The 14,874-nt window shown below is 34.4% G+C and carries 16 protein-coding genes; 14 read left to right on the forward strand and 2 right to left on the reverse strand.

The genetic code is table 11. The annotated features are described in order from the left end of the window. Positions 1-14: 14 nt before the first annotated feature. The 3 genes from acoB to lpdA are packed head-to-tail and all read left to right on the forward strand — an operon-like array spanning position 15 to position 3,671. Complete coding sequence (gene acoB, locus DT250_RS06545) at positions 15-1,049, forward strand: acetoin:2,6-dichlorophenolindophenol oxidoreductase subunit beta (protein ID WP_147787639.1); 1,035 nt, start codon at positions 15-17, stop codon at positions 1,047-1,049. A gap of 27 nt (positions 1,050-1,076) precedes the next feature. After that, positions 1,077-2,276, forward strand: coding sequence for a dihydrolipoamide acetyltransferase family protein (locus DT250_RS06550; RefSeq protein ID WP_149212817.1), 1,200 nt, complete (start codon positions 1,077-1,079; stop codon positions 2,274-2,276). 15 nt (positions 2,277-2,291) lie between these two features. Next, a complete protein-coding gene (lpdA, locus tag DT250_RS06555) occupies positions 2,292-3,671 on the forward strand; it encodes a dihydrolipoyl dehydrogenase (RefSeq protein WP_149212818.1) in 1,380 nt (459 codons plus the stop codon). Positions 3,672-3,753: 82 nt separating this feature from the next. On the opposite strand, the gene DT250_RS06560 is transcribed toward lpdA, so the two are convergent. Beyond that, a complete protein-coding gene (locus tag DT250_RS06560; protein ID WP_149212819.1) occupies positions 3,754-4,350 on the reverse strand; it encodes a hypothetical protein in 597 nt (198 codons plus the stop codon). A gap of 220 nt (positions 4,351-4,570) precedes the next feature. On the opposite strand from DT250_RS06560, the gene DT250_RS06565 reads away from it, so the two are divergent. From DT250_RS06565 to DT250_RS06595, 7 genes are all read left to right on the forward strand, one after another. Next, a complete protein-coding gene (locus DT250_RS06565) occupies positions 4,571-5,197 on the forward strand; it encodes a DUF4085 family protein (RefSeq protein WP_149212820.1) in 627 nt (208 codons plus the stop codon). A gap of 284 nt (positions 5,198-5,481) precedes the next feature. Then, positions 5,482-6,252 (forward strand): DeoR/GlpR family DNA-binding transcription regulator, encoded by a 771-nt coding sequence (locus tag DT250_RS06570; RefSeq protein WP_149212821.1) that lies wholly within the window; start codon positions 5,482-5,484, stop codon positions 6,250-6,252. 12 nt (positions 6,253-6,264) lie between these two features. Next, positions 6,265-6,816: a GNAT family N-acetyltransferase gene (locus tag DT250_RS06575; RefSeq protein ID WP_088063670.1), complete on the forward strand. Its 552-nt coding sequence runs from the start codon at positions 6,265-6,267 to the stop codon at positions 6,814-6,816. 4 nt (positions 6,817-6,820) lie between these two features. Further along, on the forward strand, positions 6,821-7,159 hold the full coding sequence (locus DT250_RS06580; protein WP_088063669.1) for an NIPSNAP family protein: 339 nt from the start codon (positions 6,821-6,823) through the stop codon (positions 7,157-7,159). A 314-nt stretch (positions 7,160-7,473) separates the two neighbouring features. Further along, entirely contained in the window at positions 7,474-9,324 is a 1,851-nt protein-coding gene (locus tag DT250_RS06585) for a sigma-54-dependent Fis family transcriptional regulator (protein WP_149212822.1), read from the forward strand. 112 nt (positions 9,325-9,436) lie between these two features. Beyond that, positions 9,437-9,682 (forward strand): DUF3977 family protein, encoded by a 246-nt coding sequence (locus DT250_RS06590; RefSeq protein WP_088063667.1) that lies wholly within the window; start codon positions 9,437-9,439, stop codon positions 9,680-9,682. A gap of 21 nt (positions 9,683-9,703) precedes the next feature. Beyond that, positions 9,704-9,943, forward strand: a complete 240-nt coding sequence (locus DT250_RS06595; RefSeq protein WP_088063666.1) for a DUF3953 domain-containing protein — start codon at positions 9,704-9,706, stop codon at positions 9,941-9,943. 256 nt (positions 9,944-10,199) lie between these two features. On the opposite strand, the gene DT250_RS06600 is transcribed toward DT250_RS06595, so the two are convergent. After that, positions 10,200-10,811, reverse strand: a complete 612-nt coding sequence (locus DT250_RS06600; protein ID WP_149212823.1) for a TetR/AcrR family transcriptional regulator — start codon at positions 10,809-10,811, stop codon at positions 10,200-10,202. A 159-nt stretch (positions 10,812-10,970) separates the two neighbouring features. Between DT250_RS06600 and kynU the strand changes: the two genes are divergently transcribed. The 4 genes from kynU (at position 10,971) to DT250_RS06620 (ending at position 14,796) form a co-directional block, all read left to right on the forward strand. Beyond that, complete coding sequence (gene kynU / locus DT250_RS06605) at positions 10,971-12,257, forward strand: kynureninase (protein ID WP_149212824.1); 1,287 nt, start codon at positions 10,971-10,973, stop codon at positions 12,255-12,257. 2 nt (positions 12,258-12,259) lie between these two features. Then, entirely contained in the window at positions 12,260-12,889 is a 630-nt protein-coding gene (kynB, locus tag DT250_RS06610) for an arylformamidase (RefSeq protein WP_149212825.1), read from the forward strand. Between the two features lie 32 nt (positions 12,890-12,921). Then, complete coding sequence (gene kynA / locus DT250_RS06615; protein ID WP_087983895.1) at positions 12,922-13,761, forward strand: tryptophan 2,3-dioxygenase; 840 nt, start codon at positions 12,922-12,924, stop codon at positions 13,759-13,761. Between the two features lie 117 nt (positions 13,762-13,878). Beyond that, positions 13,879-14,796 (forward strand): serine hydrolase domain-containing protein, encoded by a 918-nt coding sequence (locus DT250_RS06620; RefSeq protein ID WP_149212826.1) that lies wholly within the window; start codon positions 13,879-13,881, stop codon positions 14,794-14,796. Positions 14,797-14,874 lie beyond the last annotated feature (78 nt).

The following is a 14,874-nucleotide window of genomic DNA, read 5'->3' on the forward strand; positions in this document are numbered from 1 at the left end:
GAGGGTGAAAAATAATGACTAGAACAGTAAGTATGTCAACTGCAATTAATGAAGCGATGAAAATATCAATGCGTCGTGATGAAAATGTAATTTTAATCGGAGAAGATGTTGCAGGCGGTGCACAAGTTGATCACTTGCAAGACGATGAAGCATGGGGCGGTGTGCTTGGTGTTACGAAAGGCCTTGTACAAGAATTTGGTCGAAATCGTATTTTAGATACACCTATTTCAGAAGCGGGTTATATGGGAGCGGCGATGGCAGCTGCTGCAACAGGATTACGTCCGATTGCTGAATTAATGTTTAATGATTTTATCGGTAGTTGTCTTGATCAAGTATTAAACCAAGGCGCAAAGTTCCGCTACATGTTCGGTGGTAAAGCGAAAGTGCCAGTTACAGTACGTACGATGCATGGTGCTGGTTTTAGCGCAGCGGCACAGCATTCACAAAGTTTATATGCGTTATTTACGAGCATTCCAGGTATAAAAGTTGTCGTTCCTTCTACTCCGTATGACGCAAAAGGCTTATTATTAGCAGCAATTGAAGATGACGATCCAGTTATCTTCTTTGAAGATAAAACACTTTACAATATGAAAGGCGAAGTACCAGAAGAATACTATACAATTCCATTAGGGAAAGCAGATATTAAACGTGAAGGTTCTGATGTAACAATCGTCGCAATTGGAAAACAAGTTCATACAGCACTTGCAGCTGCTGAGCAATTATCGAAAAAGGGACTTGAAGTAGAAGTAATTGATCCACGTTCTTTATCACCACTGGATGAAGATACGATTTTAGCATCTGTTGAAAAAACGAATCGCCTAATTGTTATTGACGAAGCAAATCCAAGATGTAGTATCGCAACGGATATTGCAGCAATTGTAGCGGATAAAGGATTCGATTTGTTAGATGCACCTATTAAACGAATTACAGCACCACATACACCAGTTCCGTTCTCACCACCACTTGAAAAGTTATATTTACCAACGCCGGAGAAAGTAATTGAAACTGTATCAGAAATGATCGGAGACCAATCTTTATTACATGTGTAATGAAACGATGAGAAGGGAGAGAGAAACATGGCTGTAGAAGTTGTAATGCCAAAGTTAGGTATGGCGATGAAAGAAGGTATTATTACGAGCTGGAATATTAAAGCAGGTGATAATGTAGAAAAAGGTGAACTAATTGCTAGCATTAACTCGGAAAAAATCGAAACTGAAATAGAAGCACCGGCTGATGGAACTGTTCTTGATATAGCTGTAAGTGAAGATGAGGGAGTGCCGCCGGGTACTGTAATTTGCTATATCGGTAAGCCGAACGAAATAGTAGAAGTCTATGAAAATACAAATGTTGTAGAAGAAAAAACACCTAATGCAGAACCTAAAAATATACAACATCCAGAACCATATGCGAAAGAAGTAGCGAAGCAAAGAATCAAAATATCTCCGGTTGCGAAAAAGATTGCAAAAACTGAAAATCTTGATATTAGATCATTAATTGGTACAGGACCTGGAGGAAGAATTACAAAGGTAGATGTTTTAAAGGCACTTGAGGAAAGAGTTGCAATTCCAGAAGTACTTGAACAAGAAGAAAGTAAAGTCATTCCTGTGACTGGTATGAGGAAAGCAATCGCAAACCGTATGCATGCAAGCCTACAAAATAGTGCGCAATTAACATTAACGATGAAAGTAGATGTGACAGATTTAGTAGCTTTACATAAAGACATAGTGGAAGTTGTACAAAAACGATACGATAACAAACTAACCATTACGGATTTCGTTTCTCGTGCTGTTGTATTAGCACTTGCGGAGCATAAAGAAATGAACAGCGCTTATATAGATGATGCAATTCATCAATTTGAACATGTTCATTTAGGCATGGCAGTCGCGTTAGAAAAAGGATTAGTCGTTCCGTCTATTCGCTTTGCTAATAATTTATCTTTAGTAGAGTTATCTAAAGAAATTAAAATTGTGGCACAAAAAGCAAGAGAAGGTAATTTAAGTAGTGACGATATGCAAGGGACAACCTTTACAATTAGTAATTTAGGTAGCTTTGGGATTGAATATTTCACACCAGTATTAAATACACCTGAAACTGGTATTTTAGGTGTTGGTGCAATTGAACATGTTCCTGTATATAAAGGGAAAAAATTAAGAAAAGGAAGTATGTTACCTTTAAGTTTAACATTCGATCATCGTGTATTAGACGGCGCACCAGCAGCTGCATTTTTACGCACAATTAAACGTTATTTAGAAGAACCTGTAACAATTCTTTTATAAAGAGAAGGTGAGAGAATGAGTAAATTAGTCGTTATTGGAGGCGGACCTGCTGGCTATGTAGCGGCAATTACCGCGGCTCAAAATGGGAAAGATGTCACTCTTATTGATGAAGCTGATCTTGGCGGGACTTGTTTAAATGTTGGTTGCATGCCTACAAAATCATTGTTAGAAAGTGCGGAAGTGCATGACATTGTGAGAAAAGCGAATAATTACGGAGTTACGCTTAACAAAGGAAGTATATCAATTGATTGGAAGCAAATACAGGCGAGGAAATCACAGATCGTAACGCAGCTTGTCCAAGGAATTCAATACTTAATGAAGAAAAATAAAATAAAAGTTATACAAGGTAAAGCGAAATTTGAAACGGATCACCGTGTACGAGTTACACACGGTGATAAAGTAGATGTAGTAGATGGAGACCAGTTCATTATAGCAACAGGTTCAGAACCGACTGAATTACGTTTTGCTCCATTTGATGGGAAGTGGATTTTAAATAGTAGCCATGCAATGTCCCTAGAAAATATACCGAAATCATTATTAATCGTTGGCGGTGGTGTAATAGGTTGCGAGTTTGCAAGTATTTATAGTCGTCTTGGAACAAAAGTTACGATTGTTGAAATGGCACCGCAATTATTACATGGTGAAGATGAAGATATCGCACATATTTTAAGAGATAAACTAGAAAATGATGGCGTAGAAATATTTACAGGAGCTGCTTTAAAAGGATTAAATAATTATAAGAAGCAAGCTTCATTTGAATATGAAGGAAGTATCCAAGAAGCCAATCCGGAATATGTTCTCGTTTCTGTCGGCCGAAAACCACGTGTACAAAAATTAGATTTAGAAAAAGCAGGTGTTCAATTTTCAAATAAAGGAATTTCTGTGAATGAACATATGCAAACAAATGTATCACATATTTACGCAGCAGGTGATGTGATTGGTGGAATACAACTTGCTCACGTTGCTTTCCATGAAGGAACGACAGCAGCGTTACATATGAGTGGAGAAGATGTGAAAGTTAACTATCATGCAGTACCTCGATGTATATACACATCCCCAGAAATCGCAAGTGTTGGTTTAAACGAAAAAGATGCAAGAGAACAATACGGTGATATTCTTATAGGAGAATTTCCTTTTACAGCGAACGGAAAGGCGCTTATTATTGGAGAACAAACGGGTAAAGTAAAAGTTATCGTGGAACCTAAATATCAAGAAATTGTTGGGATTTCTATTATCGGTCCTCGTACAACCGAACTAATCGGACAAGGAACTGTAATGATTCATACAGAAGTTACCGCTGATATTATGAGAGATTATATTGCAGCGCATCCAACTTTATCTGAAGCGATTCATGAAGCGTTATTACAAGCTTTAGGGCATGCTGTACATGCTTAAATAGAAAATTAATAAACCACTATTCTCTAAATGAATAAGAGAATAGTGGTTTGAATTTTTACAGGGAAAATTGAATATCTTATTATTTTTTTACGTCAATCGCTGAAGTAATATCGTTCCAATCAGCAGCTAAATTAGCAGTTTTACCGTACCAATCAGCATGTTTGAATACAACACCTTTTCCATAGCCTTGTGTTGAAGTATGCTCCCAAAGTGTCGTTGAATAACTTGCTGAAGGCGATGCTGTACTTACAGAAGAAATTCTGTCATTCCAGCTAGAAGGTAAGTTTTTAAAACCGCTGCTCCAGTAAATATATTGGCCACCTTTATCTTTATGTTCATAAAAATCAGTACTACCAGCACCGCTACCTAAAGGATTAATTTTATTTTTAAGTACTTTTTTATCCTTTTCAATATAAGCATCTAATGTTTCGCGGCTAGTAAAACCGTAAGCTAACCAATCTCCATTTTCATTTTGGTCTGGTAATACCATAGTAATTTGGATATCTTTCTTGTCCTGATCACTTAATTTTGTAAGTGAATTAACATTCTGTTCATCCACTTTTAAATAATCAAAAGACTTAATTGTGTTAGTTTTTTCTTCAGCACTTGCTACTCCAAGTCCTCCAGTGAATGCAAATCCCGCTACTAGTGTACCTGCTACTAATTTCTTCAACATATAACCATCCCTTTTTGTTTAGATTTTGTACAGGTGAAACTTTGTACTAGTAAAATGTATTCTAATTATCAACTATTGTAAATATTCTGAAATTTTAGAAATAAAAGGCGGAATATTTATAGTTTTGCATTTTTTCTTTAGAAAAAATAGTTATTGGAATGATATAATAAATAGATGTATTGCTTTTGTGGGATGTTAAAATGTTTTAGGGGTGGTGCGATTGAAGAATTTCACTGGAGATTGGTATAAAGAAATGCAAATTATAGAATTTGTAAGTTTTATAGAGTCTATAAAAGAATGGTCAGAAATGGATATACAAAGTTTAATAGAGGAAATAAAGGAAAGGAAAACAGATTTATTAAAATCCCTTCCTGAATCCATACACCCATTTATTCATAACACCATAATTAATTCAGAATATCCTTCTAGTGAATTGAAAAAACTTATGAAAGAATGGATAGAGGATTGTGAGAAAAGAAGGGCTCATTTAGATCGATTCTACTTAGAGCAATTCCATTCGATTAAGAAAAAACTCCCAACAAATGTTATTCAGTTACATGATTACTCACTACATGACAGTGTAGTCAAATCAGTAGAGAGAATATCAAAAGATACGCTAATTATTATATTAGATTGCAGTGGTACTTGCAGTGAATTTGATAAACTGGAAGTAACTTTTACAGGCGTAACGAAATGTTCTATTCCGGAAGATTTTGAAGGTGCTTGGTGGTTATGTCATGAAATAGATCTTACTAATGAAGGGTTCGAATTAGGTGTATTATTTGATGGCCCATTTGAAGAAGTGACAATTTGTGCAAAAGACGTATTGCTTGAGATAGGTAACTAGTAAACTTTATAACTTTACAAACAAAAAAACAGTCTTATAAGACTGTTTTTTATTTAGATGCTAAATTATCAAGTTTCCAATATATATCTGTTAAAGGGCAGCTTTGCTATATATATATTATTTAATTATTTTGGTGAAGTTTTCAAGTTAAAAAGGATAGAAAGAGGGAGAATACTGTATAAAACGGAATAAATAAGAATTGAAAATATTGTAAAACGGAAGAGGCGTGCATATAATTAAAATAAAGATTAAATTTCTGAATCTTCAATAATGGTGGTGGGAACATGTTTACTGAAGAGCGTAGAGAAAAAATTTTAGAGTTACTGAAGAAAGATGGAAGGGTAATTGCTAAAGATCTTGCGGAAAGTTTCGATATGTCTATTGATTCTATAAGAAGAGATTTATCTATTATGGAGAAGGATGGCTTGTTAAAAAGAACACATGGAGGTGCAATCGAACTTACTAGAGTAAGGAATTTAACTGCTGAACCATTGAAACGTTATCGTGATAGTTCACTAGGTGAAGAAGCGATTGCGAAAGTTGCTGCATCCTACATACAAGAAGGAGATTCCGTTTTTATTGGCGGGGCTTCTATTCATTATGCCATGTTAAAATACTTACCTGAAATGTCATTTACAGTGATTACGAATGCTTTAGAAATTGCTAGTACCTTACGGGAATATAAGAACATTGATACATACTTAATTGGTGGAAAGGTGAAACCATCAGGGAATATGACAGATACACTTGCCTCTGAAATGATAAGTAGATTATCTATTGATCTTTATTTCTCTACAGGTGGTGGCATTTCATTGAACGGTATAAGTACTGCAACTCCGGAAGTTGCTTATTTTGGAAAAAGAGTAAGTAAAATTGCTAGAAGAAATATTTGTTTAGCTCCTCATAAGAAACTTGGAAGAGACTGCTTTATAAAAGGAGAGTCACTGATAGAAATTGACCTTATAATAACAGATGAAGAAGCTAGTAAAGAAACGATTCAACAATTTGAGAAACAGGGTAAAGAAATTATAATCGCATCAATAGACTGCATTTAAAAGGAGTTTGTAATGATTATAAAAGGACAAGAGTTTCATATAAATGGATTAACTTATACAATTCGTTCTGCATCTGAAACGGATGCTGAGCAGTTATCAGAAATTAGAGTTCAGATCGATGGCGAAACTGAAAATATGGATAGAGAAGCTGGAGAGGGATTTATAAATAAGATAGGGTTTCAAAAAATAATAAAAACAGATAGTGAAGAGATAAAGAATCTGTTTTTAGTTGCAGAAGTGCACAACCAAATCGTAGGATTTTCAAGATGTGAAGGATCAAATTTGAAGAGATTATCCCATAAGGTAGAATTTGGTGTTTGTATTTTAAGAGAGTTTTGGGGATATAGAATCGGTAAGAGTCTCTTGCAACAATCTATTCAGTGGGCTGATGAAAATGAAGTGAAAAAGATATCATTACAAGTGCTAGAGACAAATGAAAAAGCTATTCAACTTTATAAAAAATTAGGTTTTGAAGTAGAAGGTATTTTGAAAAATGACAAAAAGCTGTCGGATGGGAAGTATTATAATACGGTTGTAATGGGAAGATTCATAAAAGAGGTGTAGTGGGATGTTTTACAGAAGAAAGTACTATATAGTAAAAAATGAATTTGTAGAAATATTTAATGAGCATTTTACTAACACAAACTTACCTAACCAGTTAAAGCATGGTTCCAGGCTAATAGGACGCTGGATGAAAGATAATAATGATGGTACAACAGAAATATTCGCCATATGGGAATATGACAGTTATGAACAGTATAAAGACATTGAATCAAAAATTAGAAGTGACGAGATGCATGTTAAAAGAATACAGGATTGGTATGAAAAACATGGTGGAAGAGAATATGTTTTACAAAAGTACATATTAGAGTTAAAACATGAAGAGTTAATATGTACTGTAAAGTGATAGAGGAGTGAGGGATAGTGGGAATTAAAACAAAATTATATTTTAGTTTAGCATCCACTACTTTATTTGCAATAGCGTTGATAGTTTTCTTTATAAACGGCAATCCACAAAAGTGGTTTTGGTTATGTATTTTCTTTGCGTCTATTATACAAAATATAGTTTTACTAAAAAAGAATAAAGAAGTGCATTAAGATATTCAAATTATTAACATATTTGTATCGTCTTTCTAGTTTTATTGAAAACGCTTTTATTTGGTTTTATAATAAAAGTATGTTTTTACAGATCTCCAAAATAATGAATAGGGAGATGATACAATGTTAGCTTCACCGTTTTACTTACATACATGGAAAAAGTTTATTGATGAAGGAGTCCTTGATTCGAACCGTATGAACGAAAGAATTTCAGAGTCATGGCATCGATGTAAACAAGCAAATGTGAATCCTCATATGAATAAAGGTCAGAAAATTTTGTCTTCTAATATTTTTCAAGATCAAAAGAAAAAGAGTGAAATCTTCCTTGATATAGCAATACCTCAATTACAAAATATGAGGAAAACCATTGATGAACTGCAAATGATGGCATTATTAATTGATCCAGACGGTTACGTTCTATCGTTAAGCGGAAATCAAAAAACGTTAAAACGAGCAAAACATATTAACTTCATTGAGGGTGTGAAATGGACGGAAGCAGCTGTTGGTACAAATGCGATAGGAACCGCGTTACAGATTGAAGAGGCTATTATGATAAGTGGTACAGAGCATTATTCTGTCGCATCTCATAGCTGGAGTTGTGCGGCCGCTCCGATTCATAACGATGATGGGAAATTAATTGGTGTTCTAGATTTCTCCTGTCCAATTGAATTTTCACATCCGTATATGCTAGGGATGGTAACTTCAATTGCACATGCGATTGAACGTGAATGTAGTATTCGAGTGCATCAAAATGAACTACATTTAATCCATCGTTTTTTAGATGTAATTGACAGTGATGAACAAGTTGTCATTTGTAATCATCGTGATGTTATCGTTTCTGCAAGCAAGAAGGTTCGAGAACAAGTTTCTAATTGGTCACGAATGAAACTTGAAGATTTAATACAAAATGGATTGAAACCTAAATTAGAAGTACCAGTATATAGTAATGATAGAATGATCGGGAAATGTATTTATGTAAAAGAAAATAAACGAGAGAATTTATTTTCTACTTCCAAATTTATTAACGGAATTACTTTCCATGGAGTTATTGGGACAAGCAATGCATTTCAACATACGTTAGAAGAAATTAAGCTTGTATCTCCAACTGACGCTAGTGTATATGTTTGTGGTGAAACAGGTGTAGGGAAAGAATATGTAGCGAGAGCGATTCATGAAAATAGTCCAAGAAAAAATGGCCCTTTTATAGCTGTTAATTGTGGTTCGTTGCCGAAAGAATTAATGGAAAGTGAATTATTCGGTTATGCTGAAGGTGCGTTTACAGGTGCGCGGCGCCAAGGATATAAAGGGAAATTCGAACAAGCAGACGGTGGAACAATATTTTTAGATGAAATTGGTGAAGTGCCGCCGGAGATGCAAGTAGCATTATTGCGTGTTTTACAAGAACGAACAGTAACCCCGATTGGCAGTTCAAAAGAAGTACCAGTAAATATTCGTATTATTACTGCGACACATAAAGATTTACTGCGATTAGTAGAAGAAGGGAAATTCCGTCAAGATTTATATTATCGGTTACATGTTTATCCGCTTTATGTTCCATCGTTAATAGAAAGAAAAGAGGATATTCCGTACTTCATACAAGATTTTTGTGAACGAAAGAATTGGAATGTTGTATTTCCAAAGAGTATTTGTAATCAATTTTCACAACATACATGGCCCGGAAATATTCGGGAATTATTAAATGTATTAGAACGGATTTACATTTTGTCGCAAGGACGGGAAATATGCGAAAAACAAATCTCTTTTTTATTACAAACAATGATGGGAAATCAACATCAACTTGAATTGCAAGCAGAAAATAAAACGGAGCATACATTAAATTTTCGTGAAAAAATACAGCGTGATAGTATGATTGAAGCGCTAGAAAAGACGAATGGAAATGTTTCTTTAGCTGCAAAACTGTTAGATGTACCTCGAAGTACATTTTATAAACGAATGCAAAAATATAAGTTATAAAGTAGATTTTTGTAATCTACTTTTTCTTTATGGGCTCATGTTCTGTCGGAATGTGCGCTTACCGGGGAAATAATTGAATAGTTGAAAATTAATTTCCGAAAGGGGAACTTATGTGAAGTATATTGAAATTGGCATCGGAAATAGGTGGTTCGTTCGAACAGAAACTGAAAATAAAGATGGAACTGAATTTGAGGAAAGAGGAATTATAAAACCTATTTACTTTGAGTCTTTATATGTACGGATTTGGTTTCGGAAAACGTGTTTTATTTTTGATACGAAAGAAGGGTTTAAGAAAGTAAGAAAAAGTAGAGCTGAGTATAAGTTTATTGTTGGGATTGTAAGTAGGTTAACACAATAGAATCAAATAGGGGGTGTTTTTATAATTAGAATTACCACATTTATACTCGCTATTATTGTAATGGGCTATTCTATTTACAGGTGGAATGATGATTCGAAGCAAAGTATGCTTATTTTGCAATTATTGTTAAGTTTTATGCTTGCTGGAATGGGGATACAAAATGTTAAGAAGGATGAAAAAGAGAATAAGAATATGGGACTTTTGTTTTTACTTACATCGCTAATTTGTATTATTGTATCGGTAATAAAATATTTAAAATAACCTGGTACTTAATTTGTTGAGTAACAGGTTATTTTTTTGAAGTTTGCTCATTAAAAATTTTAATAGCTGTTTGGTACATCTCTTTATCAATACAAAATCTTTCTGTTATCCAATAGGCAAGGCTATGTTCGCTTTTCTTACCTTGGAAATATTGCTAAGACATTCCCGTTATTTAAAAAAACACTTTTAGCATCACCATAACCAGATAAAATATTTTTATAGACCATACAATAGCACACCTATATAAATGAGTGTGCTATTTATATAGCCCAGTCGTATACATTTCCGTCAATGTATGCACAATTTCTCCTAACTCTAATTCTTTATCATTTTTCACAATTGCCCAAAGAAACATCTCATTCATTGCGAACCAAGCACGTGCTACAATTTCTTTATTTAATTCAGGCTGTGCTAATCCACCTTCTTGAGAGTATGTAATATCCTGCGTAATACTGTTTATAAAGCGTTCCCGTATCTCGTCCCATTTTTGACGTATCTCTTTTGATAATCCAATTGCTTCCTGCACAACTTGTAATATAGCTCGTTCTTTTTCTGCTAGTTGTAGGAATGCTCTAACTTGATTTTGAATCATTTTATGTGCTTCTTCTTTCGTTTGAGGGGAAAAGGAGCGCTCAGCAATATCATAAAATTGATTCATGACATCTTCCATTAAAACGATAAGGAGATCATCTTTGTTTTTAAAGTATACATATGCCGTTCCATAACCAGTTTCTGCATGTTTAATAATTTGTGTAATAGTCGTTTTTTGAAATCCGTTACGTATAAAAATAGTGTAACCAGCGTGTAATAGTTTCTTCTTTGTTTCTAAGGAGCGGTGTTTTCTTGATGAAAGAGTACTGTTTTTCAAAGAACCACCTCTTTATACTGAAATATCTGAAAATATAACTGTATTGTAAAAGGAATTCATATATAAAGTCAACTGACATAATATCATTGACGTTATATCAACTAAGGTGATATATTTCAATTAGTTAGAATAAAAAGAAAATTAAAAGAAGGTGACACCATGTATAAAGAACCATTTCAACCGAATTATGAATATGCGCTTGAATGTGATAAACATGATGAACTGAAAGATTTTCAAACTGAATTCTATAAAAAAGAAGGAACGATATATTTAGATGGAAACTCATTAGGGCTACTTTCAAAAAGAGCAGAGAAATCATTACTTACGTTGCTCGATTCATGGAAGGAGTATGGAATTGACGGCTGGACTGAAGGAGAGTATCCGTGGTTTTTCCTTTCGGAGAAATTAGGTGAATTGACTGCGCCTCTTATTGGAGCTTTACCGGAAGAAACAATTGTAACCGGTTCCACAACGACGAATATTCACCAAGTAATTGCGACGTTTTATGAGCCGAAAGGAATACGTACAAAAATTCTTGCTGATGAATTAACATTTCCGTCAGATATATATGCACTTCAAAGTCAAATTCGTTTAAAGGGTCTAGATCCAGATGAGCATTTAGTAAGAGTGAAGAGCCGAGACGGTAGAACACTTTCTGAAGATGATATTATTCAAGCAATGACAGATGATATCGCGTTAATTTTATTGCCTTCTGTACTATATAGAAGTGGACAAATTCTTGATATGAAACGTTTAACAGCGGAAGCTCATGAGCGTGGTATTCATATTGGATTTGATTTATGTCATTCAATCGGTTCTATTCCGCATCATTTCAAAGAATGGGATGTTGATTTCGCCATTTGGTGTAATTATAAATATTTAAATGCAGGACCTGGTGGAGTTGCGGGCCTTTATGTAAATAAAAAGCATTTTAATAGACTTCCAGGATTATCAGGTTGGTTTAGTTCTAGAAAAGATAAGCAGTTTGATATGGAACATACATTAACAGCTGCTGATCATGCAGGTGCCTATCAAATTGGTACACCGCACGTATTAAGTACTGCACCTTTAATTGGTTCTCTTGAAATATTTAAAGATGCTGGTATAGAACGTTTACGTGAAAAATCGCTACATATTACAAGATACATGCTGGATTTAATTGATTATGAATTAAAAGATTACGGATTTACAATTGGAAATCCATTAGAGGATGAAAAACGAGGCGGGCACATTTATTTAGAACATGCAGAAGCAGCACGCATATGTAAAGCGTTAAAAGCAAATGGAGTTATCCCTGATTTCCGTGCACCTAATGGAGTAAGACTTGCGCCGGTCGCTTTATATAACACATACGAAGAAGTGTGGAAATCTGTACAAATATTAAAGAAAATTATGAAAGATGAAGAGTATAAGCAGTTTGAAAATAAGCGAGAGGTTGTGGCATAAGTATGAAAGCTTCAGAGTGGATTGATATTTCACAACCGCTAAATAATGATATTGCTACTTGGCCAGGTGATACACCGTTCTCGTATGAAGTTTCATGGTCAAAAGAAGAGAGTGGCTCAGTAAATGTCGGAAAGTTAACGATGAGTATTCATACAGGTACTCATATTGACGCACCGTTTCATTTTGATAATGCTGGAAAGAAAGTAATAGATTTAGATGTTCAAGTTTATGTCGGTCCAGCGCGGATCATTGATGTTTCTAATCTTGAAAGCATTGGGAAAAAGGAATTAGAAACCTTTCATTTAGAAGGTATAGAACGCTTGTTGTTACGCACATCTTCACATGGTAAAGCGAATGAATTCCCGAATGTAATTCCGCATTTACGTGCTGATATCGCACCATTTCTTTCTGAAAAGGGAATTCGTTTAATTGGGGTAGATGTACCATCAGTAGATCCATTAGACGATAAAGAATTGGCAGCGCATCACCAATTGTTTAAACATGGTATACACATTTTAGAAAATGTCGTACTAGATCATGTAGCAGACGGCGATTATGAATTAATCGCATTACCACTTGCCTTAACAGATGCAGATGGAAGTCCAGTTCGAGCAGTTATTAGACCAATATAAGTAGAATTACATAAAAGGGGCGTTTGGCTAATATGAAAGAAAACGAAAAGGTAATTATGGAAAAAGGAATTCATACGGATTTTAAAGAGAATATGACGTACGGGGAGTATTTACAATTAGATAGTTTACTATCTTCTCAAAAGAGATTATCAGATCATCATGATGAAATGTTATTCATCGTGATTCACCAAGCAAGTGAACTTTGGATGAAGCTTATTTTACATGAGTTAAACGCAGCGATTGAATCTATTAAACAAGATAAATTACAACCAGCTTTTAAAATGTTAGCACGTGTATCAAAAATTCAGTCGCAAATTATTCAATCTTGGGATATTCTTGCGACATTAACACCATCAGAGTACATTGAGTTTCGTGACTCACTCGGTCAAGCTTCAGGTTTTCAATCGTATCAATATCGTATGATTGAGTATGCGCTTGGCTATAAAACGCCGCACGCATTAAAAATTTATGAAAAAGATCCAGAATTACACGCTCGACTTCATACAGCGCTACACGCACCAAGTTTGTATGATGTGGCAATTCAAGCACTTGTAAAAGAAGGATTCCCTATTCATAAAGATGTGTTAAATCGTGATATTACGCAGCCTTATGAAGAAGACGCAACAGTAGAAGCAGCATGGATAGAAGTGTATGCCGATGTGAAAAAATATTGGAACTTATATCAGCTTGCTGAAAAATTAATTGATATCGAAGATTGGCTACAACAATGGCGTTTCCGTCATATGAAAACGGTAGAACGTATTATTGGTCATAAAATGGGAACAGGCGGATCTTCTGGTGTATCGTATTTAAAACGAGTACTTGATCAATGTTTCTTCCCAGAGCTTTGGAATGTTCGTACGAAATTATAAAAAACAAACCTGTCAGTTTATTACTGGCAGGTTTGTTTTTTATTTGAACACATTTATGTTTTAATTAAAGCTACAAGATATAATAAATAAGGTAATGATTTAATTGGAGGTAAAGTTTTGGATTTCAAGCAACTAGAAAATAAATTTGAAAAGAAAAAAGTAAATACATTTCTCGTTTATCAAAAAGGTGAGCTAACCAATGAATATTATAAAACGATAGAATGTGCAAGTAATTTATATAAAATAAACTCGATTACAAAAAGCATTGTATCTATATTAATTGGTATTGCAATTGATAAAGGATATATAAATGATATACATACACCGATTATAGAGTGGATTGAAAATGTATCTAATGAAAAGCGGGATTTGACTCTTTATCATTTATTAACGATGACTACAGGTGAGGATTGGAAAGAGTTCGGAAATGGAGTAGTGTTCCCAAATGATTTTGTAGAATCGGAAAACTGGGTGCAGTATATATTAGAAAAACCAATAATGGAAGAACCAGCTACAAAAATGAATTATAACTCAGGGTCTTCTCACTTGCTTAGCTATATTGTTCAAGAAGTTACCGGAATGTCGACAGAGCAGTTTGCGAAAGGATATTTATTTGATCCATTAGAAATTACCGAATATGAATGGCAACAAGATCCGCAAGGCATACATGTCGGCGGTTTCGGTATGAAAATGAAATCTAAAGATTTATTAAAGCTCGGAATATTATGTTTGCAGAATGGATATTGGCAAGGGAATGAAATTGTATCATCGAAATGGTTAGAAGAATCTAGTAAAGCTCTATTTGAAACGTATGAACATGTGGGGGCTTATGGATATCACTGGTGGGTTTTGAATAACGAAAGATTTCACATACCGTATTGTATGTATTTTGCTATGGGATATGGCGGACAATACATCGTTATCATTCCACAGTTAGAACTTGTTGCTGTAATAAGTAGTCATATGCCAAAACGTGGACTTGTTCCATTGAAATTGTTTATTGAGCATGTACAGGAGCATTATAAGTTTATATAAGAAGAGAGAATGTTTGAAAGGTGTAAATTTAGGAATGGATTATAGAAATGAAAGAACCCGCACTGTTTAAAATATAAA

This window comes from Bacillus sp. AR2-1 (assembly GCF_008368755.1).
GTDB lineage: Bacteria > Bacillota > Bacilli > Bacillales > Bacillaceae_G > Bacillus_A > Bacillus_A wiedmannii.